This window comes from Sphingopyxis chilensis (genome assembly GCF_035930445.1).
Classification (GTDB): Bacteria; Pseudomonadota; Alphaproteobacteria; order Sphingomonadales; family Sphingomonadaceae; genus Sphingopyxis; species Sphingopyxis chilensis.
The window spans coordinates 3722993-3747782 of the sequence record NZ_CP142394.1 but is presented as its reverse complement, the minus strand read 5'-3'; the positions used below and the strand labels follow the sequence as shown (position 1 = coordinate 3747782).

22 protein-coding genes are annotated in these 24790 nt (G+C 67.2%); 21 read left to right on the top strand and 1 reads right to left on the bottom strand.

The window, feature by feature from the left end:
* The first annotated feature begins 3 nt into the window (after positions 1 to 3).
* The 5 genes from VSX79_RS17730 to VSX79_RS17710 all read left to right on the top strand — a co-directional run bounded on the left by VSX79_RS17730 (position 4) and on the right by VSX79_RS17710 (position 10268).
* Positions 4 to 3201, top strand: coding sequence for an efflux RND transporter permease subunit (locus VSX79_RS17730; protein ID WP_179497880.1), 3198 nt, complete (start codon positions 4 to 6; stop codon positions 3199 to 3201).
* Positions 3198 to 4622 carry an efflux transporter outer membrane subunit gene (locus VSX79_RS17725; RefSeq protein ID WP_179497878.1) on the top strand — a complete coding sequence of 475 codons (1425 nt, stop codon included), beginning with the start codon at positions 3198 to 3200 and terminating at the stop codon, positions 4620 to 4622. Before VSX79_RS17730 ends, VSX79_RS17725 begins: the two co-directional genes overlap by 4 nt.
* 117 nt (positions 4623 to 4739) lie before the next feature.
* Positions 4740 to 5540 (top strand): ImuA family protein, encoded by an 801-nt coding sequence (locus tag VSX79_RS17720; RefSeq protein ID WP_326913978.1) that lies wholly within the window; start codon positions 4740 to 4742, stop codon positions 5538 to 5540.
* A complete protein-coding gene (locus tag VSX79_RS17715; protein ID WP_257018257.1) occupies positions 5455 to 6981 on the top strand; it encodes a Y-family DNA polymerase in 1527 nt (508 codons plus the stop codon). The genes VSX79_RS17720 and VSX79_RS17715 overlap by 86 nt, the downstream gene beginning before the upstream one ends.
* Positions 6978 to 10268 carry an error-prone DNA polymerase gene (locus tag VSX79_RS17710; RefSeq protein ID WP_326913977.1) on the top strand — a complete coding sequence of 1097 codons (3291 nt, stop codon included), beginning with the start codon at positions 6978 to 6980 and terminating at the stop codon, positions 10266 to 10268. Before VSX79_RS17715 ends, VSX79_RS17710 begins: the two co-directional genes overlap by 4 nt.
* Positions 10269 to 10614: 346 nt before the next feature.
* On the opposite strand, the gene VSX79_RS17705 is transcribed toward VSX79_RS17710, so the two are convergent.
* Positions 10615 to 11433, bottom strand: coding sequence for a flagellin N-terminal helical domain-containing protein (locus VSX79_RS17705; RefSeq protein WP_179497870.1), 819 nt, complete (start codon positions 11431 to 11433; stop codon positions 10615 to 10617).
* Positions 11434 to 11683: 250 nt separating this feature from the next.
* Here VSX79_RS17705 and fliE point away from each other — a divergent pair, with 250 nt between their 5' ends.
* From fliE to fliD, 16 genes are read left to right on the top strand one after another with little or no spacing between them, the layout of a single operon-like run.
* Entirely contained in the window at positions 11684 to 12025 is a 342-nt protein-coding gene (gene fliE, locus VSX79_RS17700) for a flagellar hook-basal body complex protein FliE (protein WP_179497868.1), read from the top strand.
* Positions 12026 to 12028: 3 nt separating this feature from the next.
* The gene (gene fliF, locus VSX79_RS17695; RefSeq protein ID WP_326913976.1) at positions 12029 to 13681 is read left to right on the top strand and encodes a flagellar basal-body MS-ring/collar protein FliF; all 1653 of its coding nucleotides are present in this window, start codon (positions 12029 to 12031) and stop codon (positions 13679 to 13681) included.
* Complete coding sequence (gene fliG, locus VSX79_RS17690; RefSeq protein ID WP_179497864.1) at positions 13674 to 14705, top strand: flagellar motor switch protein FliG; 1032 nt, start codon at positions 13674 to 13676, stop codon at positions 14703 to 14705. Before fliF ends, fliG begins: the two co-directional genes overlap by 8 nt.
* Positions 14698 to 15297, top strand: coding sequence for a FliH/SctL family protein (locus tag VSX79_RS17685; protein ID WP_179497862.1), 600 nt, complete (start codon positions 14698 to 14700; stop codon positions 15295 to 15297). Before fliG ends, VSX79_RS17685 begins: the two co-directional genes overlap by 8 nt.
* Complete coding sequence (locus VSX79_RS17680; protein WP_179497860.1) at positions 15294 to 16625, top strand: FliI/YscN family ATPase; 1332 nt, start codon at positions 15294 to 15296, stop codon at positions 16623 to 16625. Before VSX79_RS17685 ends, VSX79_RS17680 begins: the two co-directional genes overlap by 4 nt.
* The gene (locus tag VSX79_RS17675) at positions 16622 to 17068 is read left to right on the top strand and encodes a hypothetical protein (protein ID WP_179497858.1); all 447 of its coding nucleotides are present in this window, start codon (positions 16622 to 16624) and stop codon (positions 17066 to 17068) included. Before VSX79_RS17680 ends, VSX79_RS17675 begins: the two co-directional genes overlap by 4 nt.
* Positions 17065 to 18231: a flagellar hook-length control protein FliK gene (locus VSX79_RS17670; protein WP_326913975.1), complete on the top strand. Its 1167-nt coding sequence runs from the start codon at positions 17065 to 17067 to the stop codon at positions 18229 to 18231. Before VSX79_RS17675 ends, VSX79_RS17670 begins: the two co-directional genes overlap by 4 nt.
* A gap of 17 nt (positions 18232 to 18248) precedes the next feature.
* Complete coding sequence (locus VSX79_RS17665; RefSeq protein WP_179497854.1) at positions 18249 to 18854, top strand: flagellar basal body-associated FliL family protein; 606 nt, start codon at positions 18249 to 18251, stop codon at positions 18852 to 18854.
* Positions 18851 to 19789, top strand: a complete 939-nt coding sequence (locus VSX79_RS17660) for a FliM/FliN family flagellar motor switch protein (protein ID WP_326913974.1) — start codon at positions 18851 to 18853, stop codon at positions 19787 to 19789. The genes VSX79_RS17665 and VSX79_RS17660 overlap by 4 nt, the downstream gene beginning before the upstream one ends.
* On the top strand, positions 19782 to 20117 hold the full coding sequence (gene fliN, locus VSX79_RS17655; protein WP_179497850.1) for a flagellar motor switch protein FliN: 336 nt from the start codon (positions 19782 to 19784) through the stop codon (positions 20115 to 20117). The genes VSX79_RS17660 and fliN overlap by 8 nt, the downstream gene beginning before the upstream one ends.
* Positions 20117 to 20395 carry a flagellar biosynthetic protein FliO gene (locus VSX79_RS17650; protein ID WP_179497849.1) on the top strand — a complete coding sequence of 93 codons (279 nt, stop codon included), beginning with the start codon at positions 20117 to 20119 and terminating at the stop codon, positions 20393 to 20395. Before fliN ends, VSX79_RS17650 begins: the two co-directional genes overlap by 1 nt.
* Positions 20385 to 21155 (top strand): flagellar type III secretion system pore protein FliP, encoded by a 771-nt coding sequence (gene fliP, locus VSX79_RS17645; RefSeq protein WP_257018256.1) that lies wholly within the window; start codon positions 20385 to 20387, stop codon positions 21153 to 21155. Before VSX79_RS17650 ends, fliP begins: the two co-directional genes overlap by 11 nt.
* A gap of 10 nt (positions 21156 to 21165) precedes the next feature.
* On the top strand, positions 21166 to 21435 hold the full coding sequence (locus VSX79_RS17640; RefSeq protein ID WP_179497847.1) for a flagellar biosynthetic protein FliQ: 270 nt from the start codon (positions 21166 to 21168) through the stop codon (positions 21433 to 21435).
* Between the two features lie 15 nt (positions 21436 to 21450).
* Complete coding sequence (gene fliR / locus VSX79_RS17635) at positions 21451 to 22230, top strand: flagellar biosynthetic protein FliR (protein WP_326913973.1); 780 nt, start codon at positions 21451 to 21453, stop codon at positions 22228 to 22230.
* 3 nt (positions 22231 to 22233) lie between these two features.
* On the top strand, positions 22234 to 23373 hold the full coding sequence (locus VSX79_RS17630) for an EscU/YscU/HrcU family type III secretion system export apparatus switch protein (protein WP_179497843.1): 1140 nt from the start codon (positions 22234 to 22236) through the stop codon (positions 23371 to 23373).
* 45 nt (positions 23374 to 23418) lie between these two features.
* Positions 23419 to 24789 (top strand): flagellar filament capping protein FliD, encoded by a 1371-nt coding sequence (gene fliD / locus VSX79_RS17625; RefSeq protein ID WP_326913972.1) that lies wholly within the window; start codon positions 23419 to 23421, stop codon positions 24787 to 24789.
* The last annotated feature ends 1 nt before the right edge of the window (position 24790 follow it).

The window sequence follows — 24790 nt, the reverse complement described above, 5'->3', positions numbered from 1 at the left end:
CCCATGTCGCGTCTTTTCATCAACCGGCCGATCTTTGCCTGGGTGCTGGCGATCATCGTCATGCTCGGCGGCGTCGGCGCGCTCTTTTCGCTGCCGATCGAGCAATATCCCGACATCGCGCCGACGCAGGTCAATATTCGCGCGACTTATCCGGGCGCGTCGGCCGAGACGATCGAGAACAGCGTCACGCAGGTTCTCGAACAGCAGCTGACCGGGATCGACGGCCTGCTCTATTTCAGCTCGCAGTCGAGTTCGCGCGGACAGGCGAGTATCACCGCGATCTTCGAAAAAGGCACCGACCCCGACATCGCGCAGGTGCAGGTCCAGAACAAGATCCAGTCGGCGGTCTCGCGCCTGCCCCAGCAGGTGCAGCAACAGGGCGTGCGCGTCACCAAGTCCAATTCGGATTCGCTGCTGCTCGTCGGCGTCTACGACACCACCGACACACGCTCGTTCCAGGACGTGTCCGACTATCTGTCCTCCAACATCCAGGACCCTCTCTCGCGCGTCGAAGGCGTCGGCGACGTCAATGTCTTTGGATCGCCGCACGCGATGCGCATCTGGCTCAATCCCCAGCGGCTCGCCGCGGTGTCGTTGATGCCGAACGATGTTGTCGCGGCGATCACCGCGCAGAACAGCGAGGTCGCGGCGGGCGAGGTCGGCGGCCTCCCCGCGCCCGAAGGGCAGATGCTCAACGCGACGGTCACCGCCCAGTCGCGGATGCAGACCGCCGAACAATTCGAGAATATCGTGCTGAAAACGCTGCCCGACGGCGCGACGGTGCGGATCAAGGATATTGCACGGGTCGAGATCGGCGCCGAAAATTACAGCACGGTCGTGCGCATCAACGGCCATCCGGGCGCGGGCATGTCGATTTCGCTGTCGCCGGGGGCAGACGCACTGGAGACCGCCGACCGCGTCAAGGCGCGGATGACCGAGCTTGGCGCCGATTTCCCCGACGGCCTGACCTACAGCTATGCCAATGATTCGACCACCTTCATCAAGCTGTCGGTGAGCGAAGTGCAGAAATCGCTGTTCGAGGCGATCCTGCTCGTGATCCTCGTGATGTTCGTCTTCCTGCAAAGCTGGCGCGCGGTGCTGATCCCCGCGATCGCGGTGCCCGTCGTGCTGCTCGGCACCTTCGGCATCTTCTATATGCTGGGCTTCAGCATCAACACGCTGACCCTGTTCGGACTGACCCTCGCGATCGGCCTGCTCGTCGACGATGCGATCGTCGTGGTCGAGAATGTCGAGCGATTAATGGAAGAAAATCCCGGCATGTCGGCGCGCGAGGCGACGATCCAGTCGATGCAGGAATTGCAGGTCGCGCTGATCGCGATCGCGCTCGTGCTGTCGGCGGTGTTCCTGCCGATGGCCTTTTTCGGCGGATCGACCGGCGTCATCTATCGCCAGTTCTCGGTCACCATCGTCTCGGCGATGGCGCTGTCGGTGCTCGTCGCGCTGATCCTGAGTCCGGCGCTGACATCGACCCTGCTCAAGCCGAAGAATGGCGACGAGGGCAATGGCGGTCGCTTCCCGCGTGTCCACGCCTTTCTCGAGCGCGCCAAGACCGGCTTCAATACACGCTTCGATCGCTCGGTCGACCGCTATGTCGGCAGCGTCACGAAGGTCGTCGATCGCAAATGGCTGTTCCTTGCCATCTATGTCGTGCTGCTCGCAGCCCTCGCCTTCCTCTTCCTCCGTCTGCCGAGCGGGTTTTTGCCCAATGAGGATCAGGGGCGCGTTTCGGTCCAGTTCCGCCTGCCCGCGGGCGCGACGCAGGCGCGCACGCTCGAAGTGCGCGACATGGTCGAAAAATATATGCTGACCGAGGAAAAGGCGAATGTCGGGGCGCTGTTCCTTGTCGCCGGCGGGGGCGGGGGCGGCGGCGCTGTCGGCCAGAATACCGGACAGGGCTTCGTGAACCTAGTCCACTGGGACGAGCGCCCCGGCGAGGAGCGGAGCGCCGAGGCGATCGCGGGGCGCGCGCGCGCCGCGCTCTCCGGCGTGCGCGATGCACAGATATTCGCGCTCGTCCCCGGCGCGGTGCGCGGGCTCGGCGATTCGGCAGGCTTCACGATGCAGCTTCAGAACCGCAGCGGGATGAGCCGCGACGAATTCGTCGCCGCGCGCGAAAAGCTGCTCGCGATGGCGAACGAGAATCCGAAGCTGAGCTCGGTGCGCCTGTCCGACCTGCCCGACGTATCGACACTGAAGATCGACGTCGATACGCAGCGGCTGACCGCCTATGGCATCGACAATGGCGATGTGAACAACACGCTCGCGACCGCGTGGGGCGGGCGTTACGTCAACGACTTCATCGACAAGGGGCGCGTCAAGCGCGTCTATGTCCAGGGCGACGCGCCTTATCGGGCCAAGCCCGAAGACCTCAGCCAATGGTTCGTTCGCTCGACCGACGGGCAAATGTCGCCCTTCTCGGCGTTTGCCACCGTCGGCTGGTCGACGACGCCGAGCAGCAGTTCGCGCTTTCAGGGCGTCCCCGCCTTCGAAATCTCGGGCCAGCCCTCCCCCGGCACCAGCTCGGGCGAGGCGATGGACGAAATGGAGCGGATGGCGAACGAAATCCCCGGCACCAGCGTCGCCTGGTCGGGATCCTCCTATGAAGAACGCCTCTCTTCGGGGCAGGCGCCGTTGCTGTACGGCCTGTCGCTGCTCGTCGTCTTCCTCTGCCTCGCGGCGCTCTATGAAAGCTGGTCGATCCCGCTCGCGGTGCTGCTCGTCATCCCGCTGGGGCTGATCGGCGCGGTGTTCGCGGTGAACCTACGCGGGCTCGAAAACGACGTCTATCTCCAGATCGGCCTGCTTACGACGATGGGGTTAGCTGCGAAAAATGCGATCCTGATGATCGAATTCGCCGAGCAGGAAGAACGCAAGGGCAAACGCGTGATCGAGGCGGCGGTCGAGGCGGCGCGCATCCGCCTGCGTCCGATCCTGATGACGAGCTTCGCCTTCATATTCGGCGTGCTGCCGCTCGCGATCGCGACCGGTGCCGGCGCGAACAGCCGCGTCGCGATCGGCACCTCGGTGATCGGCGGCATGCTCACCGCCGCCTTCCTCGCCATCTTCTTCATCCCGCTCTTCTTCGTCCTCGTCCGCCGCGGCGTGCGCGACGGTCTCGCCGCGGCGCGCGCGCGGTTCAGCAAGAACAAGGGTGACGGCGCGGCGGAGGTTCCGGCATGATTCGCACCCGCGCCCTCCTGCTCGCGGGCACGCTCGCGCTCGCCGGCTGCTCGCTCGCGCCAAAGACAGTGCTGCCGACGCCGCCCGTCCCGCAAAGCTGGCCCGCCGGCGACGCCTATCTGTTGCAGAGCGAGGCGGCGCTGCCGATCCTTTCGTACAAAAGCGTCTTCACCGATCCACGACTCCAGTCGCTGACCGAGCAGGCACTCGCGAACAACCGCGACCTGCGCGTCGCTTACGCCAATGTCGCCGCCGCGCGCGCGCAGGTGCGGGTCACGCGGTCGGGGCAATTCCCCGAACTCGGGATCAGCGCGGGCGCCGGCTATTCGGATTCGAGCGGAAGCGGCACCAGCAGCGGCGCTGGAAGCGGCGGAGGCAGCGGCGATTTCTCGCTACGCGGCGGCATCACCGCCTTCGAACTCGACCTGTTCGGCAAGCTCGCCAATGCGACCGAAGCCGACCGCAACCGCGCGCTTGGAACCGAGGCGGCGTCGCGCACCGTCCGGCTCGCGCTGATCGCCAATCTCGCCGACGCGTGGGCGACCTATGGCGCCGACCGCGACCTGCTGAAAATCGCCGAGGACACCGCCGCCAATGCGCGCGAAAACGTGCGGCTGACCAAGGCGCGGCTCGACGGCGGCGTCGCGCCGCGCACCGACCTGCGCCAGGCCGAACAGATCCTTGCCACCGCCGAGGATTCGATCGCGCAGCAACGGACCGCGCTCGCGCAGGACGAGAATCTGATCCGCCTGCTCGTCGGCGGCGATATCGACCGCGCGCGGCTCCCCACCAGTCTGACCGAAGTCACGCCGTCGGTGGTGGCGCTCCCCGCCGGGGTCCGCTCCGAAATCCTGCTCCGCCGCCCCGACGTGATCGAGGCCGAATATGGCCTGCGCGCAGCCAACGCCGATATCGGCGTCGCGCGCGCACAGCTCTTCCCGTCGATTTCGCTCACCGGCCTGCTCGGCTTCGCGAGCAACGCGCTTTCCAGCCTGTTCGACAGCGGGTCGTTCAGCTGGTCGGCGGGCGGTGATGCCAGCGCGACGATCTTCGACGCGGGCGGCCGCCGCGCGGGGGTCGCGGTCAGCGAGGCGCAGCGCGACGCCGCGCTCGCGAGCTATGAAGGCGCGATCCAGACCGCGTTCCGCGAGGTCGCCGACGCGCTCGCGGTGCAAGGCACGATCGCCGAGCGGGTGCGCGCCGCGGCCGCGAATACGGAGGCTGCGGCCGATACGGCAACGCTCACCGATGCGCGCTACAAGGGCGGGGTCGACAGCTTCCTCTCGAGCCTCGACGCGCAGCGCAGCCTCTATTCGGCGCGGCGGAGCGAGATCGGGACGCAATTGCTGCTCGTCAGCACGCGAATCGCGCTGTTCCGCGCATTGGGCGGCGACAGCCGCGCGGGGATGGAAACGCCCTAACCCACCACATTCGTCATTCTCGCAAAAGCGGGAATGACGAGGTGTAGAGCCATCATCCTGACTCTTCTTGACAAGCGCGACCCCAAAAGCGCTAATAGAACATATCAGGAACAAATGATGCGCGAGTCGTCTTACCCTCTCGCCGGGCTGCGCCAACGCATCGCCCGGATAGCCGCCAGTGGCGGTTTCGAAAGCCGCCCGGCCGAGGGCTGGCTGAAGAGCGGACACGCATCCTTCGACGATGCACTGGGCGGCGGCCTCGCGGTCGGGCGGTGCCATGAATTTTTCGCCGCCGACGCGCTCGACGCGACGAGCGCCGCCGCCTTCGCCGCACTCCTCGCGCTGCGCACGCCGGGCAGGGCGCCGCTCGTCTGGCTACGCACAAGCGATGCCGGCAAGCGCAGCGGTCATATCTATGCCCCCGGCATCGCCGAACTCGGCGGCGACCCCGACCGGCTGCTTCTTGTCGAGACCCCCGATGCGAAGATGTTGCTCGCCTGCGCGAATGACGCGATCCGCTGCGCGGGGTCGGCGGCGGTGATCGTCGAAAGCTGGGGCAGATTCCCTTTATTCGACCTCACGGCGGGACGCCGCCTCGCGCTCGGCGCGCGCGATGCGGGCACGACGCTGCTGATGCTCCGGCTGAATGCAGCCCCGGCCCCGAGCGTCGCCGAAACGCGCTGGAGCGTCGCCGCCGCCGCCTCCCACGCCCTCGAAGCCAACGCCCCCGGCGCGCCCGCCTTCGACCTCGAACTGCTGCGCTGGCGCGGCGGCGGCGCCGGGATGCGCTGGCGACTGGACTGGAACCATGACGAACAAAGCTTCAGCCCAAATGCTGGCGACACGGCGCTATCTGGCACTCTTCTTTCCCTTCCTGCCCGCCGAGCGATGGCTTCGCACGGCGCCGAAGCGGCCTGACGCACCGCTCGTCTTTGCCGAGAAACAGCGCGGTGCGATGCGCCTCGCGAGCGTCGATGCGGCGGCGCTCGCGGTGGGGCTGCGCCCCGGCATGCCGCTCGCCGATGCGCGCGCTCAGGTAGGCGACCTTACGATCGTTTCCCACGATCCGGTGCTCGATCAGGACTGGCTCGACCGGCTCGCGCAGGGCTGCGCGCGCTACACCCCGCTCGTCGCGCTCGATGCCCCCGACGGGCTGATCCTCGACATCGCCGGCGCCGAACATCTTCTGGGTGGCGAGGCGGGCGTGATCACCGACATCGAGATGCGCTTCGCACGGCTCGGCATGACGCTGCGCCATGCACTCGGCCCCACCGCCGACGCCGCGCGCGCGCTCGCGCGCTATCAGGCGCGTCCCGCCCCCGACGAAGCCAGCGCGATCCGCCGCCTGCCCGTCGTCGCGCTCGAACTCGACGCCGAGGCGACGACCGCGCTCGTGCGGGCGGGGTTGAAGACGATCGGCGACCTTGCGAGTCGCCCGATGGCGAACCTCGCCGCGCGTTTCGGGGTCGACGCCGCGATGGCGCTGCGCCGCATATTGGGCGATGCGCCGAGCCCGCTCGATCCGCGCATCGCACCGCCGCCGGTCGTCGCCGAGCGCCGCTTCGCCGAGCCGCTGGGCAGCACGGCCCACGCGACCAAAATCCTCACCGAACTCGCCGCCGAAGCGATCGAGGACCTGGCCGAACGCGGCAAGGGCGGGCGCCATTTCCGCGCGACCTTCTTTCGCAGCGATGGCCTGGCGCGGACGATTGCGATCGAGACGGGGAATCCGACGCGCGACGCCGGCCTTGTCATGCGCCTCTTCGCCGAGCGCATGGATGGCCTCGCCGACCCGCTCGACCCCGGCTTCGGCTTCGACATGATCCGCCTCGCCGTGCCGCGGCTCGAGACGCTCGGCGCGAGCCAGCTCAAGCTCGAAGGCGGCGCGGTGAAGGACGCCGCGATCGACGAACTCGCCGACCGGTTGGCGACGCGGCTCGGGCGCGGGCGCGTGCGGCGCTTCCGACCCGCCGACACGCATATCCCCGAGCAGGCGCAGCTCGAGCTGCCCGCGATCGACGCCCCCGCGCCCCTGCCCTGGCAGGAACCCGATCCCGGCGAGCCGCCGACGCGCCCCTTCCACCTCTTTGACCCGCCGCAGCCGATCGAGGTGATCGCGGAGGTCCCCGACGGCCCGCCGCACCAGTTCCGCTGGCGTCGGCAGGCGCATGCGATCCGCCGTTACGAAGGCCCCGAGCGCATTGCCGCCGAATGGTGGCGGCGCCGCGACAATGGCGGGCTGACGCGCGACTATTACCGCGTCGAGGATGCGCAGGGCCGCCGCTTCTGGCTCTTTCGCCACGGCCTCTACGACGAAAAGCCCGACCCGCGCTGGTATATCCACGGAGTCTTCGCATGAGCGATGCGCCCGAAACCGGCCCCGAAACGGGCTTCGCCGAGCTGGTCGCCGCGACCAACTACAGCTTCCTGCGCGGTGCATCGCATCCGCATGAGATGGTGGCGGAAGCGATCGCCCTCGGCATGACCGGCATCGGCATCGCCGACCGCAACAGCGTCGCGGGGGTGGTGCGCGCGCTGACCGGGCTGCGCAAGCTGCGCGACGATGCCGCCGAAGACGGGATAGAGTTCCCCGACATAAAGCTCGTCGTCGGCGCCCGGCTGGTTTTCGACGACGGCACGCCCGACATCATCGCCTATCCGACCACGCGCCATGGCTGGGGCCGGCTAACGCGGATGCTGACCATCGGCAATCGCCGTACGACAAAAGGCGGCTGCGTGATGAAGCTCGAAAACCTGCTGATCCACTGCGAAGACATGATCCTGATCGCGATGGCGAGCGAGAAGGATGAAGCCAAGTTGCGCCGCCTCAAAGAGATCGCACCGGACTCGCTATGGCTCGGCGCGACGATGCCGAGGAGCGGCAGCGATCGTCGCCATCTCGCCCGCCTGTCATCCCTGGCCGACCGCGTCGGCATTCCGATGCTCGCGACCAACGACGCACTTTACGCGACGCGCGGGCAGCGACCACTCCACGACGTCGTCACCTGCATCCGCGAGGGCACGAACCTCCATGATGCCGGCCGCCTGCTGCGCGCCAATGGCGAACGTCATCTGAAGTCACCGCACGAAATGCGCCGTCTTTTCCGCTCCTGCCCCGAAGCGGTCGACGAGAGCGGAAAGATTCTCGATCGCATCACCTTTTCGCTGCGCGACCTGGAATATGAATATCCGCACGAACCGGTCCCCGAAGGCTGGGAGCCCCAAAGCTGGCTCGAACATATGGTGATGGAAGCCGCGAACAGGCTTCATCCCGATGGATTGCCCGACCGTTGGCAGGAGGTGCTCGACGAGGAGCTCTCGCTCATCCGCAAATGCAACTTCGCCTGCTATTTCCTGACCGTCCACGACATCGTCAATTTCGCCCGCACGCAGGACCCGCCCATCCTTTGTCAGGGGCGCGGATCGGCTGCCAATTCGCTCGTCTGCTATCTGCTCGAAATCACCTCGATCGACCCCATCGCGAACAATCTGCTCTTCACGCGTTTCCTGTCCGAAGAACGGCGCGAGCCGCCCGACATCGACGTCGATTTCGAACACGAACGGCGCGAGGAGGTGATGCAATATATCTATCGCCGCTACACACGGCGGCGTGCGGGCATCGCCGCAACGGTGATCCATTACCGGCCGCGCAGCGCGGTGCGCGAGGCCGGCAAGGCGCTGGGGCTCAGCGAGGATGTCACGCAGCGGCTCGCCGACACGACCTGGGGCAGCTGGGGCAGCGAGATGCCGGTCGAACGCTTTATCGAAGCCGGTCTCGATCCCGAGCTGGATGATATTGCGCGACTGCAGTGGATCGTCGCGCAACTGCTGACCTTCCCGCGCCATTTGTCGCAGCATGTCGGCGGCTATGTGCTGACCGAGGACCGGCTCGACGAGACGGTACCGATCCACAATGCCGCGATGGAAGACCGCACCTTCATCGAATGGGACAAGGACGACATCGACGAACTCAAACTGATGAAGGTCGACGTGCTCGCGCTCGGGATGCTGACCTGCATCCGCAAATGCTTCGACCTGATGCGGTTGCACGGTCTGGACGACCACGACCTCAAATCGGTCCCGCCGGAAGACCCGGTCGTTTATGGCATGCTTTGCAAGGGCGACAGTATCGGCGTCTTTCAGGTCGAGAGCCGCGCACAGATCAACATGCTGCCGCGCCTGCGCCCGCGCGAATTCTATGACCTTGTCATCCAGGTCGCGATCGTCCGGCCGGGACCGATCGAGGGCGATATGGTCCACCCCTATCTGAAGCGCCGCAATGGGGAAGAGGCGGTGGACTTTCCTTCCCCCGCGCCGCCGCACGACCCGCAGGAACTTTACAATCTGCTTCGCAGGACATGCGGCGTCCCCCTCTTTCAGGAACAGGCGATGAAGCTCGCCATCGTCGCCGCCGAATTTACCCCCGACGAAGCCAACGGCCTGCGACGCGCCATGGCGACCTTCCGCAATGCCGGTACGATCCACCAATATAAGGAGAAGATGATCGGCGGCATGGTGCGCCGCGGCTATGAAGCCGATTTCGCGGCCCGATGCTTCAAGCAGATCGAGGGCTTCGGCAGCTATGGCTTTCCCGAAAGCCACGCCCAATCCTTTGCCAAGCTCGTCTATGTCTCATCGTGGCTGAAATGCCACCATCCGGCAGTCTTCGCCTGCGGGATTTTGAACGCGCAGCCGATGGGCTTCTACGCCCCCGCGCAGCTCGTGCGAGACGCCCGCGAGCATGGGGTCGAGGTGCGCGCGGTCGATGTGAATGCGAGCTATTGGGACAACAGCCTCGAACGACGCGACGACGGCAGTCTCGCGCTGCGGCTCGGCTTCCGGCAGGTCGACGGGTTTCGCGAGGAATGGGCAAGGCAGATCGCCGATGCGCGATCCTCGTCCTTCGCCTCGGTCGAGGAACTCGCGCGCCGGGCGAACCTGCCATCGCGCGCGCTGCGCCTGCTCGCCGATGCCGATGCGTGCCGCTCGATGGGGCAGGACCGACGCCCGACGCTGTGGGACGCCCGACGGGTGCGGCAGGGGGTGTTGCCGCTGTTCGGCGCGGCCGAGGCGAACGAGCTGGGCTTCGAGGAGGATGCCGCGCTGCCGCCGACGCCGATGGTCGAAGATGTGCTCACCGATTACCAGACGACGCGCCTGTCGCTGAAAGGCCATCCGATGGCTTTTCTGCGCCGCGATTTCGAGCGCGAAGGCGTGCTGAGCGCCACCCAGGTCGCGGCGGCGAAGAACGGGTCGATCGTCCGCACCGCCGGCGTCGTGCTGATCCGCCAGCGCCCCGGCAAGGGCAATGCGATCTTCATCACGCTCGAGGATGAGGGCGGGATCGTCAACATCCTGCTCTGGGCGCGCCATTTCGAACGCCAACGCCGCGCCGTCATGGCGTCGCGGCTGATGCTCGCCGAGGGCGAAGTGCAACGGAGCAAGGAAGGCGTGATCCACCTGATGGCGACGCGCATCGTCGACCGCACGGCGATGCTCGATACGCTGGGGAGCGACCGGCGCTTCGACCCCGAAGTCTGCCGCGCCGACGAGGTCAGGCATCCGCAGCTGCCGCGCGGCCATGCGGCAAAGCACGGCCATCCGCGCAACGTCCGCATCTTGCCCAAGTCGAGGGATTTTCATTGAGGCGCGGCAGGTGACAAGCCGCGTCGCCCGCAGGCGCGTCGGCTCTGGGGTGGTGAACGGCGGTTTAAAGAAGGCGGGAGGGGATACGGAGCAACCGCAACCGGTTGTTTCCAGCCTTCGTCATCCCGGACTTGATCCGGGATCCATCGCAGCGCTGAAGTCATGGACCCCGGATCGAGTCCGGGGTGACGATGATGGGTGGGTCCGCAACCGGTCGAAACCGGCCGTGACGACCGATCGCCCGCCGATCGCCCAAAAAGAAGATGCCCCGGCTGTGGGGGCCGGGGCATCCAATCAGGCTATCTAAGGGACCAACCGAATATAGCCTGAAACTTGTTCGCTAAACTTAGCGGAGCAGGTTCATCACGCCCTGCGAGCTCTGGTTCGCCTGGGCGAGCATCGCGGTCGATGCCTGCGACAGGATGCCGGCGGCCGCGAGGTTCGTCGATTCGACCGAGAAATCGGCGTCTTCGATACGCGACTTCGATTCCGCCAGATTCGTGACGCTCGACGTCAAATTGTCGACAGCCGAGGTCAGGCGGTTCTGCTGCGCACCCAGGTTGGCGCGTTCAGTGGCGACCGTGTCGATCGCCGTGTCGAGCGTCGCTAGCCCGGCCGATGCACCCGCCGCGGTCGAGAAGTCGAGCGCGTCGACACCGAGAGCGGCGGCCTGAAGGTCGGCGACCGTGATGTTCACGACCTGGCCGGTATCCAGACCCGTCTGGATGTCGAAGCCCGCGGCAACGCTGCCGTTGAGCAGCACATTGTCGTTGAACGAAGTGCGGGTCGCGACGTCGCCGATCTGCGAGATCAGCGCATCGACTTCTTCCTGCACCAGCGTGCGGTCGTCGTCGCTCAGCGTGCCGGTCGAGGCCTGCATCGCCAGGTCACGCATACGGATGAGGATGTCCGAGATGCTACCGGCGGCGCTGTCGGCGGTCTGCGCGAGCGAAATGCCGTCGTTGGCGTTGCGGATCGCCTGGGTCAGGCCGCGGCCGGCAGCTTCCATCCGGGTCGCGATGGCGAGGCCGGCGGCGTCGTCCTTCGCGGCGTTGATGCGCTTGCCGCTCGACAGGCGTTCCATCGCCTGCGACTGCATTTGGCTGGCGACGCGCGAGTTGTTCTGGGCGCGAAGCGCGCTCACATTGGTGTTGATGACAGTCATCTTTGTTCCTTTCCGGCCTCGATGGCCATTCCCGTGATGTGAGGGCTCGAGGAGCGGTCACGAAGCCAGTAACGGCGGGCGGCGACGGCGCTTAAGCCCGGCGCGTCAAAAAAATGCCGAAAGCCGCCCGCCGCCCCAGCGGACTCCATATAAATCACTGATAACATTAGATAGATTTTTTTGGCACGGGCTTTGCATCCTTCTCTGTGCGTGCGGCAGACCGCCGCGCATCAGGACGGATGAAGAAGCAATGAGCACGATTGACCCGAGCCGGCTGCTGCAAATGCGCAGTTCGATCCTCAATCAGAACCAGGCGCTGCAGCGCGCCGCCGGCCGGGGCGGCATCGGCGCTGCCGAAGGCACCGAGGCAGCACCCGATTTCGGCGCCGCGATCAACAACGCCCTCCAGCAGGTCAACGCGCAGCAGGCGAAGGCGAGCCAGATCAGCGAAGCCTATGAACGCGGCGACACGCACGACATCGTCAGCGTGATGATCGAGCGCCAGAAAGCCTCGCTCGGCTTCGAAACCACCCTGCAGGTGCGCAACAAGCTGCTGTCCGCGTACCGCGACATCATGAACATGCCGGTGTAATCCATGGCTGAAGCACAAATCCTGACCCCTATCGACGACGGGTCCGCGAACCGCCTCGCCGCCCCCGTCCTGGGCGGCCGCCTCGCACCCTTCACGCAATTCGTCCGCCAGCCGGCGGTGCAACGCGCGCTGCCCGCGATCGCGATGACCTCGGCGATCGGCATCGCCGCGCTCGCCTATTTCACCATGCAGGCCGCGCCGCAGGCGCAGCTGTTCGCCGGGCTCGACGACGCCGACAAGGCGGCGGTCGCCGAGGCGCTGCGGTCGCAGGGCATTGCGCACAGCATCGATGGCTCGACCGGTGCGCTGACCGTCGATGCCGACAAGCTCCACCAGGCGCGCATCGCGCTCGCCGGACAGGGCCTGCCCAAGGCGGCGCCAAGCGGCGACAGCCTGATCGCTTCGCTCCCCATGGGGTCGAGCCGCGCGATCGAGGGCGAGGCGTTGCGCTCGGCGCGCGAGGCCGACCTGTCGCGGACGATCGAGACGATCGACGCGGTGAAGAGCGCGCGCGTCCACGTCGCCGCCGCCGAACCGAGCCTGTTCGTTCGCGACGACAAGCCCGCGACCGCATCGGTGATGCTGACGCTGCAGAACGGCCGCTCGCTCAGCGACGGCCAGGTGCAGGCGATCCGCTTTCTCGTCGCCTCGTCGGTCCCCGGGATGAACGCCGAGCAGGTGTCGGTGATCGACCAGCGCGGCGCGCTGTTGTCCGACACCGCGTCGGGCAGCGACATGAAGGCATTCCAGCTGCAATTGCAGGTCGAGGACCGCTTTCGCCGCGCGCTCGACACGTTGCTCGGCCCGATGCTCGGGGCGGGCAATTACACCGTCGAAGTCCACGCCGACGTCGACATGTCCGAAAGCCAGGCAACGCGCGAAAGCTTCCCCGAGAATGACCGCGCGCTGACCAGCGAACAGATCACCCGCTCGACCAGCGGCAGCACCGCTCCCGCCGTCGGCATCCCCGGCGCGCTGTCGAACCAGCCGCCGCAGGCGACGACGGTCACCGCCGAAGGTCCGCAGCCGGCGGCACCGGGCGCCCCGGCGCCGGGCATCGAAAGCAATGAAAACGCCGCCCGCGCCTATGAGGTCGGCCGCGAGATTTCGGTTACGCACTCGCCGCAGGGCAAGCTACGCCGCGTCTCGGTCGCCGTCGCGCTCAACCAGGGCAAGAAGGCGCTGACGCAGGCCGACCTGACCAAGATCGACAGCCTGGTGAAGGGCGCGATCGGTTTCGACGCGGCGCGCGGCGACCTCGTCGCGATCAACCAGCGCCCGTTCGTGGCGGTCGAAGACACGGCGCCCCCCTTCTACGACCAGGGCTGGTTCCTGCCGCTCGTCAAGCAGGTCGGCGCGATCCTCGCCGCGCTGCTCGCCTTCCTGTTCATCGGCCGCCCGATGATCCGCGCGGCGAAGGAACGCGCCGCCAAGCGCGCCGAACAGAATCAGGCGCTGGAGGAATCGCTGCTCGCCGCGACCGACCGCCCCGCGCTCGCCAGCGGTTCGAATCATCGCGAAATCACGCTCGAGATGATCGAACAGGCGCCAAGCTATGAAGCACGCGCCAACCTCGTCCGCGCCTTCGTCCGCCAGGATTCGGCGCGCGCCGCGCTCGTCGTCCGCCACCTGATGCAGGAGGGCGCCCGTGCCTGAAGTCGCCGAACTGGACAATTCGCCCGCCCTGCCGGCGATCGAAGGGTCGGCCGCCGCCGCGATCCTGTTGATGCTGCTCGACGAAAGCGAAGCTGCAACGATTCTGAAACAGCTCGACCCCGATGAGGTGCGACAGCTGGCGAAGGCGATGTTCGACACCGCCAACGCGAGCGAGCAGCAGATCGGACAGGCGCTCGACCGCTTCGTGACGCGCAGCCGCGACGTCAGCGCGCTCGCAATCGGCGCCGACACGCGCATCCGCACCGTGATCAACGAAGCCGTTGGCAACGTCCGCGCCGATAATATCCTCGCCGCCGTCGCGCCGCAGCGCAGCGCCGCGTCGCTCGAAATGCTGCGCTGGATGGACGTCGATGCGATCAGCGGCCTGCTCGCCAGCGAACATCCGCAGGTCGGCGCGCTGATCCTCTCGGTGCTCGTCCCCGACGTCGCCGCGCGCGCGATCGAAACGCTCGACGAACTGTTGCAAGCCGATCTGGTGCTGCGCGCCGCGATGCTGACCTCGGTCCCCGCCGCCGCGATCGAGGATCTCGAATCAGTGCTCGCGAGCGCCAATGTCGATGGCCAGCGCGTCGCCAAGCAGGCGATCGGCGGCCCGAGCGACGTCGCCAAGATCATGAAGAAGATGCCGAAGCAGCTCAGCGAGCGCACGCTCCGCTCGCTCAAGAAGCACGACCGCATCCTCGCCCAGACGATCGAGGAGGAAATGTTCATCTTCGAAAATCTGCGCGACCTCGACAAGAAGAGCCTCAGCGCCGTGCTGCGTTCGGTTGACGCCGCCCAGCTCGCGATCGCGCTCAAGGGCGCCGACGAGGACATGGTCGACATGTGCCTCGCCACAATGTCGCAGCGCGCCGCAGAAACGATCCGCGACGAAATGGCCGAGATGACGATGGTCAAGCGCGCCGACGTCGATGACGCGCAGAAGAGCGTGATGCAGATCGTGCGCCAGATGGCGGCGGCCGGCGAGATCATGATCGCCGGCGGAGGCGACGATTATGTCTGATCCCGCCGTCGAAACAGGCTTCGCACCCGTCCGCCTGGCCGATGCGATGGCGCGCCATGGCGGGTTTCGCCCGCTGTCCTTCGCACCCCCGCCGTCGGCCGCGCCCGAGGAGCCCGAAAACCTCGACCAAATCGACCTCGACGACCCCTTCGCGCTCGGTCTCGCCGAAGGCCAGCGCCTCGCCGAAGCGGCCTTCGTCGCCGAACGTCATCAGCTGCTCGCGCTGCTCGCCGGCGCCGAGGCGCTGCAGGACGAGCCCAGCGAAGAACTTGCACAGCTGATCGCGACGACCGTCGAACGCCTCGTCCGCCAGATCGTCGCCGCCGCGCCGATCGACGCCGAATGGCTGCAAGCGCAGGCCGAGACCGCCGCCGCGCTGGTCGCCGACGCCGACAAGGCGCGCACCTTGTGGGTTCACCCCGACGACGCCGCGCTGCTTGCCGATTGTCCGCTTACCCTCGCGATCGAAAGCGACCCGGCGATGATCCGCGGCACCGTCCGCCTCGAAACCTCGACCGGCTGGATCGAACATGGCCGCGCGGTCTATCTTGAGGAATTGCGCGCCGCGCTCGGCGAAAGCGAAGCCGCATGACGCGCCGCCTCGCCCTCTCGGCGCAGCAGTTGCTCGACCCCGTCGACCTCGCGCACGCCAGCCCGCGCCGCATCGGCACCCTCGTCTCGCACGAGGGCATCATGCTCGAAGTATCGGGCTTCCCGATGCCGCTCGGCAGCAACGTCCGGATCCGGTCGGCAGACAATGATTATGTTTATGGCGAGGTCGTCGGCTTTCGCGGCCACCGCAGCCTCGTCCTCCCCTTCGACACCAACAAGCCGCTCGTCACCGGCGCGCCCGTTGAACCGCATGGCGCGTCGAGCATGGTTGCGGTCGGCAAGACATTGCTCGGCCGCATCATGGACGCGCAGGGCAACCCGCTCGACGGCCGTCCGGCGATCAAGTCGCAGTTCCAGTGGCCGCTCGCGGGGCGGAAGGTCAATCCGCTGCGCCGCGGCCGCGTCACCCGCGCGCTCAACATGGGCGTGCGCGCGATCAACGGCCTGCTCACCGTCGGCGAAGGCCAGCGAGTCGCGATCATCGCCGGGTCGGGCGTCGGCAAGTCGGTGCTGATGGGCCAGATGATCGCGGGCACCGAATGCGACGTCATCGTCGTCGGGCTGATCGGCGAGCGCAGCCGCGAGGTCAGCGATTTCGTCGAAACAAAACTGCCCCCCGAGGTCCGCAAGAAGTCGGTCGTCGTCGCGGTTCCCGCCGACCATCCGCCCTTGCTCCGCCTGCGCGCCGCGATGCGCGCGACCGCGATCGCCGAGGCCTTTCGCGCCGAGGGCAAGAAGGTGCTGCTGCTGATCGACAGCCTGACGCGCGTCGCGCATGCGCAGCGCGAGATCGGCCTGACGCTGGGCGAACCGCCGACGATGAAAGGCTATCCGCCGTCGGTCTTCGCGCTCATCCCCTCGCTCTGCGAACGCGCCGGCATCGACCGCGAAACCGGCGGCTCGATCACCGCGCTCTACACCGTGCTCGCCGACGGCGGCGACATCGACGATCCGGTCGTCGACAGCGCGCGCGCGATCGTCGACGGCCATATCATCCTGTCGCGCGCCCTCGCCGAACAGGGGGTTTATCCCGCGATCGACGTCGCGCGCTCGCTGTCGCGCACGATGGTCGATTCGGTCGACCCCGAACATGCCGCCGCCGCGGCGCGCTTTCGCCAGCTCTGGTCGCTCTATGAAGAGAATCGCGACCTGATGCTGATGGGCGCTTACGTCGCCGGCGCCGACCCGGTGCTCGACATCGCGATCGCCCGTCACGCCGATCAGCTCGCCTATGTTTCGCAGCCCGCGAAAGCGCAGGTCGATTTCGACATTTCCCGCCAAACCCTGATTGAAGGATATTCCGCATGAACGCCCGTACCGCACGCCGCAAACGTATCATCCGCGTGCGCTCCGTCGAACATCAGATGGCGGAGGCCAATCTGGCGCGCGCCAATGGCGAGCTGGCGAACCTCGTCGAGCTGGCGAGGCGGCTCGAAACGCTGCGCGTCGACCTGGCGATGGCGAAGGGCGCGGTCGCCGGCGGCGCGCTCAACACGATCGGCGAGCTCGCGATGCGGCTCGACATCGCGCAGGAAAGCCTGACCGCGCCGCTCAGCAACGCGAGCCAGCGCCGCGACGAAATGGGCGCGCGCGCGCAGAGCGCGATGGCGAAGGAAGAATCGGCGGTGCGCCTTTATGAACGCAGCCGCAAATCGGCACAGGCCGAACAGGAACGCCGCGACGACGCGAACCGCCCGCACCGTCCGCGTGCCGGGATGCGCCTGCGCCTGATCGAAGGAGGCGCGGCATGATGAGCGCGCCCGCCCTTCCCACGCCGCAGGGCGCGATGCCCGCGGGCTTCGCGACCTTCCTCGCCAATATCGGCCAGCTGCCCGAGGGCGGCGGCGAAGGCGGCGGCTTCGACCAGCTGCTCGCCGCAGCGCCGGTCGCGGTGCCCCCCTCCGCCCATGCGGCCGCGACGATCAAGATCGATCCCGCAGCGCCGTCCGAAGCGGTGGCCCCGCAAATCGAGTCACCGCCGCTCAAGGATGCTGTGAGCGAAACCCCGGTCGTCAAAGCCGAGCCCGCCGAAACCGGCGCCGCGACGCTGGCCGCCAACCTGCTGATCGCGCTGGGCGGCAGCGCCCCCGTTCCGGCGCCCAAGCCCGGCAAACCGGTTCCGGCCGAAACCGAAACCGAAACCGAAACCGACGCCGCGCCCGGCACGGCGGAAACGGCAGACGCTGTCCCCGCCGCCCCCGCAACCGATCTGGCAGTGGTGGTCGCGGCCGCTATCCCGGCCGCCGCCACGAAGCCCGCCAAGCCGGCCGAAGCGCCTCCGGTCCGTGCCGACGCCGAAGCCCCGGAAGCGCCCCTCGCCGCGCGCCCGCGTGATGTCAGGGCGCCGTTACCGATGCTGACCAGCGCGGAACCACCGGTCGCGAAGGCCGTCGATCCCACGCCGTCGATGACGATCCTCTTCACCCAGCCGGCCGCGCAGGGCGCTGCCGCGGTCGCCGAAGCCGCTGCCCCCGTCCAGCTCGCCGAGCGCGTACTCGACATGGATAGCGACGGCGTATGGATCGACCAGCTCGCGCGCGACATCGCGGCGACCAAGTCGGACAGCGGCGACATCAGCTTTCGCCTGATGCCTCGCCACCTCGGCCGCCTCGACGTCGCGATGCACATGGGGGACGAGGGCGTCGCGCTGAAGCTCGACACGCATCACGAAGCGACCGCGACGATCGTTACCGCCGCGCAGGGCCGCCTCGTCGAGGAACTGCGCCAGCAAGGCGTCCGTGTCGCCGGCGCCGAAGTGACCTGCACCCCGGGCGAGGCCGGCCGCCAGTCGCAAGGCCACGGTCAGGGCCGCGCCGCCGCGCCCGACCCGGCGCATCTCATCGAAACCGCCACCGAACGCGCCGAACCGCGCGGCGAAGACCGCGCCGCGGACCGCCGCGGTCGCTTCGCCTGATCAGGAAGGGTCCCACCATGGCCAAGGATAATGTCGAAGGCGCCCCCAAGAAAAAGGGCAAGTTCAAGAAGCTGCTGCTGATCGGCGTCGCTGCGGTCGCGCTGATCGGCGCCGGCGCCGGCGCCGGCATCTATTTCGGCGCGCTGTCGGCGCATGAGGCGAAGCCCGAGGATAAATATCCGAAGCTCGTCCTGCGCAGCGAGGACGGCGCCGAACCCGCCGCCGAGGGCGAGGACAAGGAAGCGCCGCCGAAGGTCGGCACCGTGTCGGTCCCGAACGACAAGTTCAAGGTCGACCCGCGAAAGTATGAGATCACCTACTACCCGATCACCGAGAGCTTCACGACCAATCTCGCCGACGGATCGGGGTTCCTCCAGATCGGTATCAGCCTTTCGACCTTTTATGACGGCAAGGTTATCAATAATATCAAACGGCAGGCGGTGCCTATCCGCTCGGTCGTGCTAATGGTGCTCGCCGAACAGGATCCGGTTTTGCTCTCCACATCGCAGGGGAAACAGCGGCTGCAACGTCAGTTGACCGCCGTGATCAACGATGTGCTGCGCGAGAAGGAAGGTTTCGGGGGTATCGACAATGTCTATTTCACGAGTCTGGTGATCCAGTGACCACCAGTCCGAAAACCGTCAAGGCCGTGAGGGCGCCGGCCGCACCCGCGGCCACGCCCGCTGACAGCAAGGAATCCTTGCTGCTGCGCAAGGCTGCGGATGGTTACGCCTTTCCCGCGCTCGAGGGGGTAGCGAACCAGTTCGCACGCAGCTTGCGCGATCTCGTGCGCGCGCTCGGCGCGCCGACGATCCAGGTCGAGCGCGGCGGCGGCGAGCAGATGAGCTTTGCCGATTGGAGCGCGTCGGCCGTCCCGGCGATCTTCTGGCGCTATCACGCGCCGTCGTTCAAGGGGCCGATCCTGGTCGCCGCTCCGCGGACGCTGCTGCTCCAGCTCGTCGACATCTTCTATGGCGGCCGCGGCCAGCTCGCCGCCGAGCGCGAGGAACTGACCGATGCCGAGGATCGCTTCGCGGCGCGCCTCGGTCGCGACATCGGCTTGCAGCTTTCCGCCGCCTGGCGCGGCAAGCTGGCGCTCGAACCCGAACTCGACTGCGTCACGGCCGATCCGGCGAAGCTCGCCGCGGTCCGCGCCGACGACGAATTGTTTGTCCAGCGCTTCACGCTGCGCGGTGCGCCCTTCGACGGGCGCGTCATCCTGTGCGCCTATCCGGTGGCCGCGCTGCGCGGGATCGCCGGGGACGAGCTGCTTCCCGACACGCAGGCGCATGGCGGCGCCGACCCCGCCTGGTCGGGCGCGCTCGACAAGGCGCTGCGCGACGTGCGCATGCCGGTGCGCTCGGTGCTCGCGCGCCCCGAGATCAGCCTCGTCAAGCTGCTCTCGCTCGAGGTCGGCGACATCATCCCGCTTTCCATGCCGCGCCATGTGCCGGTGACCGTCGCCGGGCGCAGCTTTGCATTCGGCAGCATAGGCGAGGCCAATGGCAACGCCGCGATCATGATCGACCATATCGAAAAAGGACCGGACAATGACTGATATCGCCGAAGCCCCGAAGGCCGGGCGCGCCGACCGGCGCGACAAGAGCATCGCCGCCGCGCCCAATTTCGACCTGCTCGCCGGCGTCTCGCTGCGCGTGTCGGTCGAGGTCGGGTCGACGTCGATGACACTCTCCGAACTGCTCGCGCTGGGCGAAGGCAGCGTGATCGAGCTCGACCGCGCCGCGACCGACCTGCTCGACATCTACGCCAACGGCACCCTCATCGCGAAGGGCGAGATCGTCAGCATCGATGGCCGCTATGGCATCCAGGTCGCCGAAGTCGTCGCGCCGGCACGCGGGCTCGAAGGTTTCGAGCGGAGAGCCTGATGCTGGAATATATCCTCCGTCTCCTCATCCTGCTGCCGATCATCGGCGCGATGGCATGGGGTAGCCTGTGGCTGTGGAAGCGCGTCCAGATGGGCGTGCCGCTTGTCGGCGGCGCCGCCAAGACGCGCGCGATCGAGATGGTCGACGTGCTCCCGCTCGGCCCCGGATCGAAGCTCGCGGTGGTCGAATTTGCCGGGCAGCGGGTACTGATCGCGGTGTCGCGCAATGGCATTACGCGGATCGCCGACGACAGCCAGGGCGACTTCCATGCCGACTGATCGCCGTTTCTGGCTGCGCGCCGCGGCGCTCGCAGGCGGCGCCACGCTGCTCTGCGCCGCGCCTGCGGCCTATGCGCAGGCGGCCGATGGCCTCAGCCGCGCGGTGAGCGAGATCGGCGGCGACGGCCGGCCCTTGAGCCTCTCGCTCCAGATTCTCGTCCTGATGAGCCTGCTGACGGTGCTGCCGTCGCTGCTGCTGATGATGACCAGTTTCACGCGTATCATCATCGTGCTGTCGATCCTGCGCCACGCGCTCGGGCTGCAACAGACACCGCCGAACCAGGTGCTCGTTGGTTTGAGCCTGTTCCTTTCGCTGTTCGTGATGCAGCCGGTGATCAGCGAAGTGAACCGCGTCGCGATCGAACCTTATGGCCAAGAACAGATCGACATCGGCGAAGCGGTATCGCGCTCGGGCACCGCGCTCCACGGCTTCATGATGAAACAGACGCGCAAGACCGACCTGATGATGTTCGCCAAGATCGCCAAGGCGCCGAGCTATGCGAGCCCGAAGGACGTGCCCTTCTCGATCCTGCTGCCCGCCTTCGTCACCAGCGAACTCAAGACCGCGTTCCAGATCGGCTTCCTGATCTTCCTGCCCTTCCTCGTCATCGACCTGATCGTCGCGTCGGCGCTGATGTCGCTGGGTATGATGATGCTGTCGCCAACGATCATATCGATGCCCTTCAAATTGCTGCTCTTCGTGCTCGTCGACGGCTGGGCGCTGACGATGGGATCGCTCGCCTCCTCGTTCGTGAGTTAGGGCCCCGACGATGGAGACCGACTATTTCATCGGGGTGGCGCAGCAGTCGCTGTGGATCCTCGCCCTCGCCTCGGCGCCGCTGCTGTTGCCGGTGCTCGTCATCGGCGTGCTGCTCGGCATGGTGCAGGCGGCGACGTCGATCAACGAACAGACGCTGACCTTCGTGCCCAAGCTGATCGTCGCAGCGATCTGCCTCGCGATCTTCGGCGGCAGCATCCTCGTGCTGCTCACCGATTTCACTCGCGAACTGTTCGCGCAGATCCCGGCGCTCGTCCGGTAGGGCGATAGGGCGATAGTGAACCCCGCCGACATCCCGAATATCGAGGCGATGCTCCAGCTGTGGATGCTGGGAATGATCCGCCCCGGCGCCGCGTTCATCGCCGCGCCGGTATTCGGCGCGTCTAGCGTCCCGGTGCAACTGCGGCTGGTGATCGCGCTCGCGGTCGGGGTGCCCGCGGTGGCGGCGTCGGGCATGACGCTGCCGGCCGAAGGCATCGTGTCGGTCCCCGGCTTCTTATTCATCATTGGCGAGGTGGTGATCGGGCTCGCGATCGGCTTTGTCCTCCAGATGGGGCTCGCCGCCGCCTTGCTCGCGGGCGAAGTGATCAGCAACGCGATGGGCCTCGGCTTCGCGTCGATGGTCGATCCCTTGAGCGGCGCGTCGAGTTCGGCGATCGGCCAGTTCCTCTCGATGATGGCCACCGCGCTGTTTCTTGCCGCCGACGGTCACCTCGTGCTGATCGACATCGTCGTCGACAGCTATAGCGCGCTGCCCCCCGGCAACGCCTTTCCGTCCTGGGACGCGATCGGCGGCCTCATCCGTTTCGGCAGCCTGATGTTCGCGGCCGGGCTGACGATCGCGATGCCCGTGGGATTCGTGCTGATCCTCGTCCAGATCATCATGGGTGTCATCGGCCGCTCGGCGCCCGCGCTCAACCTGTTCGCGGTGGGCATCCCTGCGACTTTGCTGGCGGGGATCGTGCTGCTCGGCGTCGCGACCCCTGCGATGGCAGAGGCGATCGCGCGCATCCTTTCCGACGCGCTCGACGCCGCGCGCATGATGGCCGGGACCTGAACCGTGGCCGAAGGCAGCGACAAGGACCAGAAAACCGAACAGCCGACGGCGAAGAAGCTCGCCGATTCGGCGCGCGAAGGCGATGTGCTGATGTCGCGCGAGCTGGCGACCGCGCTGATGATGCTGGCCGCCGCGGGATGGATGGTCGCCGCGGGCGGCTGGTTCGTCCAGTCGGCGGGCGACCTCGTCCGCCGCGGGCTGACGCTGACCGCCGCCGACGTCGCCGATTTCGCACCCGCCGAGGCGCTGATGCGCAACGGGGTCGAAATCCTGCTTCCGCTCGCGAGCCTGTTCGCGCTGGCGATCGGCGCCGCGATCGCGGGGCCCGCGATGCTCGGTTCGATGGGCTGGCGCGGCAAGGCGCTCCACTTCAAGGGCAACCGGATCAACCCGCTGAGCGGGCTCAAGCGCATGTTCGGGATGCAGGGCGCGACCGAGCTCGGCAAGGCGATCGCCAAGGTGCTGCTGCTCGGCACGATCGGTTACTGGCTGGTCGCCAGCAGCCTGCCCGCGATCATGACGATGGCGCGGGTCGACCTGATCGCCGCGATCGGCCTCGCCGGAAAGGCGATCGGCCATGCGATGCTGACGCTCGCCGGCGGGCTCGTCGTCATCGCGCTCATCGACGTGCCGGTGCAATGGTTCCAGCGCAATAAAAGACTGATGATGAGCAAGCAGGAGATCAAGGAGGAGATGCGCCAGTCCGACGGCGCGCCCGAACTCAAGCAGGCGCAGCGCCAGCGCGCGCACGAGATTCTGAGCGGGTCGGCGCGCAAGGCGGTGTCCGAGGCGTCGGTCGTCCTCACCAATCCGACCCATTTCTCGGTCGCGCTGCGCTATCGCCCCGGTACCGATGCCGCGCCCGTCGTCGTCGCGCGCGGGCGCGGCGACGTCGCGCTGTCGATCCGCGAGTTGGCGCGCACCGCCAATGTCCCGATGCTCGAATATCCGCAGCTCACCCGAGCCATCTACTTCACCGCGCGCGCCGGCCGCGTGATCCCCGAAGAATTGTTCATCGCGGTCGCCACCGTGCTTGCCTTCGTCTTCCAGCTCGAGCGCGCCGCCGCCGACGGGCTCGCCCAGCCAGCGGTCGATATTCCGCCCTCGCACCGTTTCGATCCCGAAGGGCGCCGTCAGGCTTAATCTTCCGCGCGCGCCGCCGTTAAGCAGTGCGAAGGATATTTCGCCATGGTCAGCTCAATCGCCAACAGCCTCGGTTTCGGCTCCGGCCTCGACGTCAAACAGCTCGTCACCGACCTCGCGAACGCGTCGCGCGAGCCCAAGATCGCGCGCATGGCCGAGCTGACCCAGACGAACCAGACGCGGATCAGCGCGCTGTCGCAAGCCCGCGCCGATCTCGACGGGTTCGCCGATTCACTGAGCCAGATGGTCGCCGACGGAACGCTGCGCAGCACGCCGACCGTGTCCGACGAAAGCGTGCTCGGCGCCACCAGCCGCGCCGGCCTGTCGGCCGACAGCTTCGCCGCGACCGTCGTCGTAAACCAGCTCGCGCGCGCGCAGACCAATTATTCGGGGGTCGTCGCGGACAAGGCCGCCGCGATCGGCACCGGCACAATGACGCTGTCCGTCGGCGGCGTCGATACGACGATCACCATCGACGCCGCGAACAACAGCCTCGACGGGCTGGCCAATGCGATCAACGCCAGCGGCGCGGGCGTCACCGCCTCGATCATCGCCGACGAAGGCGGGCACCGCCTGATCCTGAAAGGCCCGACGGGCGAAGCCGGCGCCTTCACCCTCGCCGCCGACGCGGGCGCGGATCCCGGCCTCTCCGCCTTTGCGACCGGGGGTGGAATGACCGAGGGGCAAAGCGCCGCCAACGCCGAATTCACGATCGACGGCGTCGCCTTCAGCCGCGCCACCAATATCGTCGACGACGTCGTTCCGGGCATGTCGCTCACGCTAAAGAAAGCGGCGCCCGGCCAGCCGGTCGATATCGGCGCGAGCCGGCCGCTCGACATGATCAAGCAGACCGTCGGCGATTTCGTCGCGGTCTATAACCAGCTCAAGAAAAGCCTCGTCTCCGCCTCTAACCTGTCGGGTCCGACCAGCTCGCTCCGCGAACTCGAGCGCGAGCTTTCGGGCCTTCTTCACAAGGTGGTCTCAAGCCACGGGAGCATCAACAAGCTGTCCGATATCGGCATCACGTCGACGAAGGAAGGCCTGCTGGCGGTCGATAGCACCAAGCTCGACAAGGCGCTCGAAACCGACGCGGGTGCGGTCGAGGCGCTGTTCAACCCGCGCCGCGACGCGACTCACACGGAACAGAGCGACCCCGGCATCGCCTTCGCGCTCGACGCGATCCGCGACAAGGCGGTGGGCGCCAACGGCGCGATCGACCGCGTCTCGCAGTCGCTGACCGCGAAACAGGAAAGCCTCGCCGATCAGCTCGAGAAGATCGAGGAGCGCGAGGACGCCTATAAGGCGCGGCTCGAGAAGCAATATGGCGCGCTCGAAGCCAAGCTTGCGGCGTTCAAGGCGACGCAAAGCTATCTGGAACAACAGATTGAGCTCTGGACGAACCAGGGCAATAATTAGG

What these genes read in the sequence shown, in the direction of transcription:
- VSX79_RS17730 (WP_179497880.1), top strand. Translation starts at nt 4, where the DNA reads ATGTCGCGTCTTTTCATCAACCGGCCGATCTTTGCCTGGGTGCTGGCG.
- VSX79_RS17725 (WP_179497878.1), top strand. Translation starts at nt 3,198, where the DNA reads ATGATTCGCACCCGCGCCCTCCTGCTCGCGGGCACGCTCGCGCTCGCC.
- VSX79_RS17720 (WP_326913978.1), top strand. Translation starts at nt 4,740, where the DNA reads ATGCGCGAGTCGTCTTACCCTCTCGCCGGGCTGCGCCAACGCATCGCC.
- VSX79_RS17715 (WP_257018257.1), top strand. Translation starts at nt 5,455, where the DNA reads ATGCTGGCGACACGGCGCTATCTGGCACTCTTCTTTCCCTTCCTGCCC.
- VSX79_RS17710 (WP_326913977.1), top strand. Translation starts at nt 6,978, where the DNA reads ATGAGCGATGCGCCCGAAACCGGCCCCGAAACGGGCTTCGCCGAGCTG.
- VSX79_RS17705 (WP_179497870.1), bottom strand. Translation starts at nt 11,433, where the DNA reads ATGACTGTCATCAACACCAATGTGAGCGCGCTTCGCGCCCAGAACAAC.
- fliE (WP_179497868.1), top strand. Translation starts at nt 11,684, where the DNA reads ATGAGCACGATTGACCCGAGCCGGCTGCTGCAAATGCGCAGTTCGATC.
- fliF (WP_326913976.1), top strand. Translation starts at nt 12,029, where the DNA reads ATGGCTGAAGCACAAATCCTGACCCCTATCGACGACGGGTCCGCGAAC.
- VSX79_RS17685 (WP_179497862.1), top strand. Translation starts at nt 14,698, where the DNA reads ATGTCTGATCCCGCCGTCGAAACAGGCTTCGCACCCGTCCGCCTGGCC.
- VSX79_RS17680 (WP_179497860.1), top strand. Translation starts at nt 15,294, where the DNA reads ATGACGCGCCGCCTCGCCCTCTCGGCGCAGCAGTTGCTCGACCCCGTC.
- VSX79_RS17675 (WP_179497858.1), top strand. Translation starts at nt 16,622, where the DNA reads ATGAACGCCCGTACCGCACGCCGCAAACGTATCATCCGCGTGCGCTCC.
- VSX79_RS17670 (WP_326913975.1), top strand. Translation starts at nt 17,065, where the DNA reads ATGATGAGCGCGCCCGCCCTTCCCACGCCGCAGGGCGCGATGCCCGCG.
- VSX79_RS17665 (WP_179497854.1), top strand. Translation starts at nt 18,249, where the DNA reads ATGGCCAAGGATAATGTCGAAGGCGCCCCCAAGAAAAAGGGCAAGTTC.
- fliN (WP_179497850.1), top strand. Translation starts at nt 19,782, where the DNA reads ATGACTGATATCGCCGAAGCCCCGAAGGCCGGGCGCGCCGACCGGCGC.
- VSX79_RS17650 (WP_179497849.1), top strand. Translation starts at nt 20,117, where the DNA reads ATGCTGGAATATATCCTCCGTCTCCTCATCCTGCTGCCGATCATCGGC.
- fliP (WP_257018256.1), top strand. Translation starts at nt 20,385, where the DNA reads ATGCCGACTGATCGCCGTTTCTGGCTGCGCGCCGCGGCGCTCGCAGGC.
- VSX79_RS17640 (WP_179497847.1), top strand. Translation starts at nt 21,166, where the DNA reads ATGGAGACCGACTATTTCATCGGGGTGGCGCAGCAGTCGCTGTGGATC.
- fliD (WP_326913972.1), top strand. Translation starts at nt 23,419, where the DNA reads ATGGTCAGCTCAATCGCCAACAGCCTCGGTTTCGGCTCCGGCCTCGAC.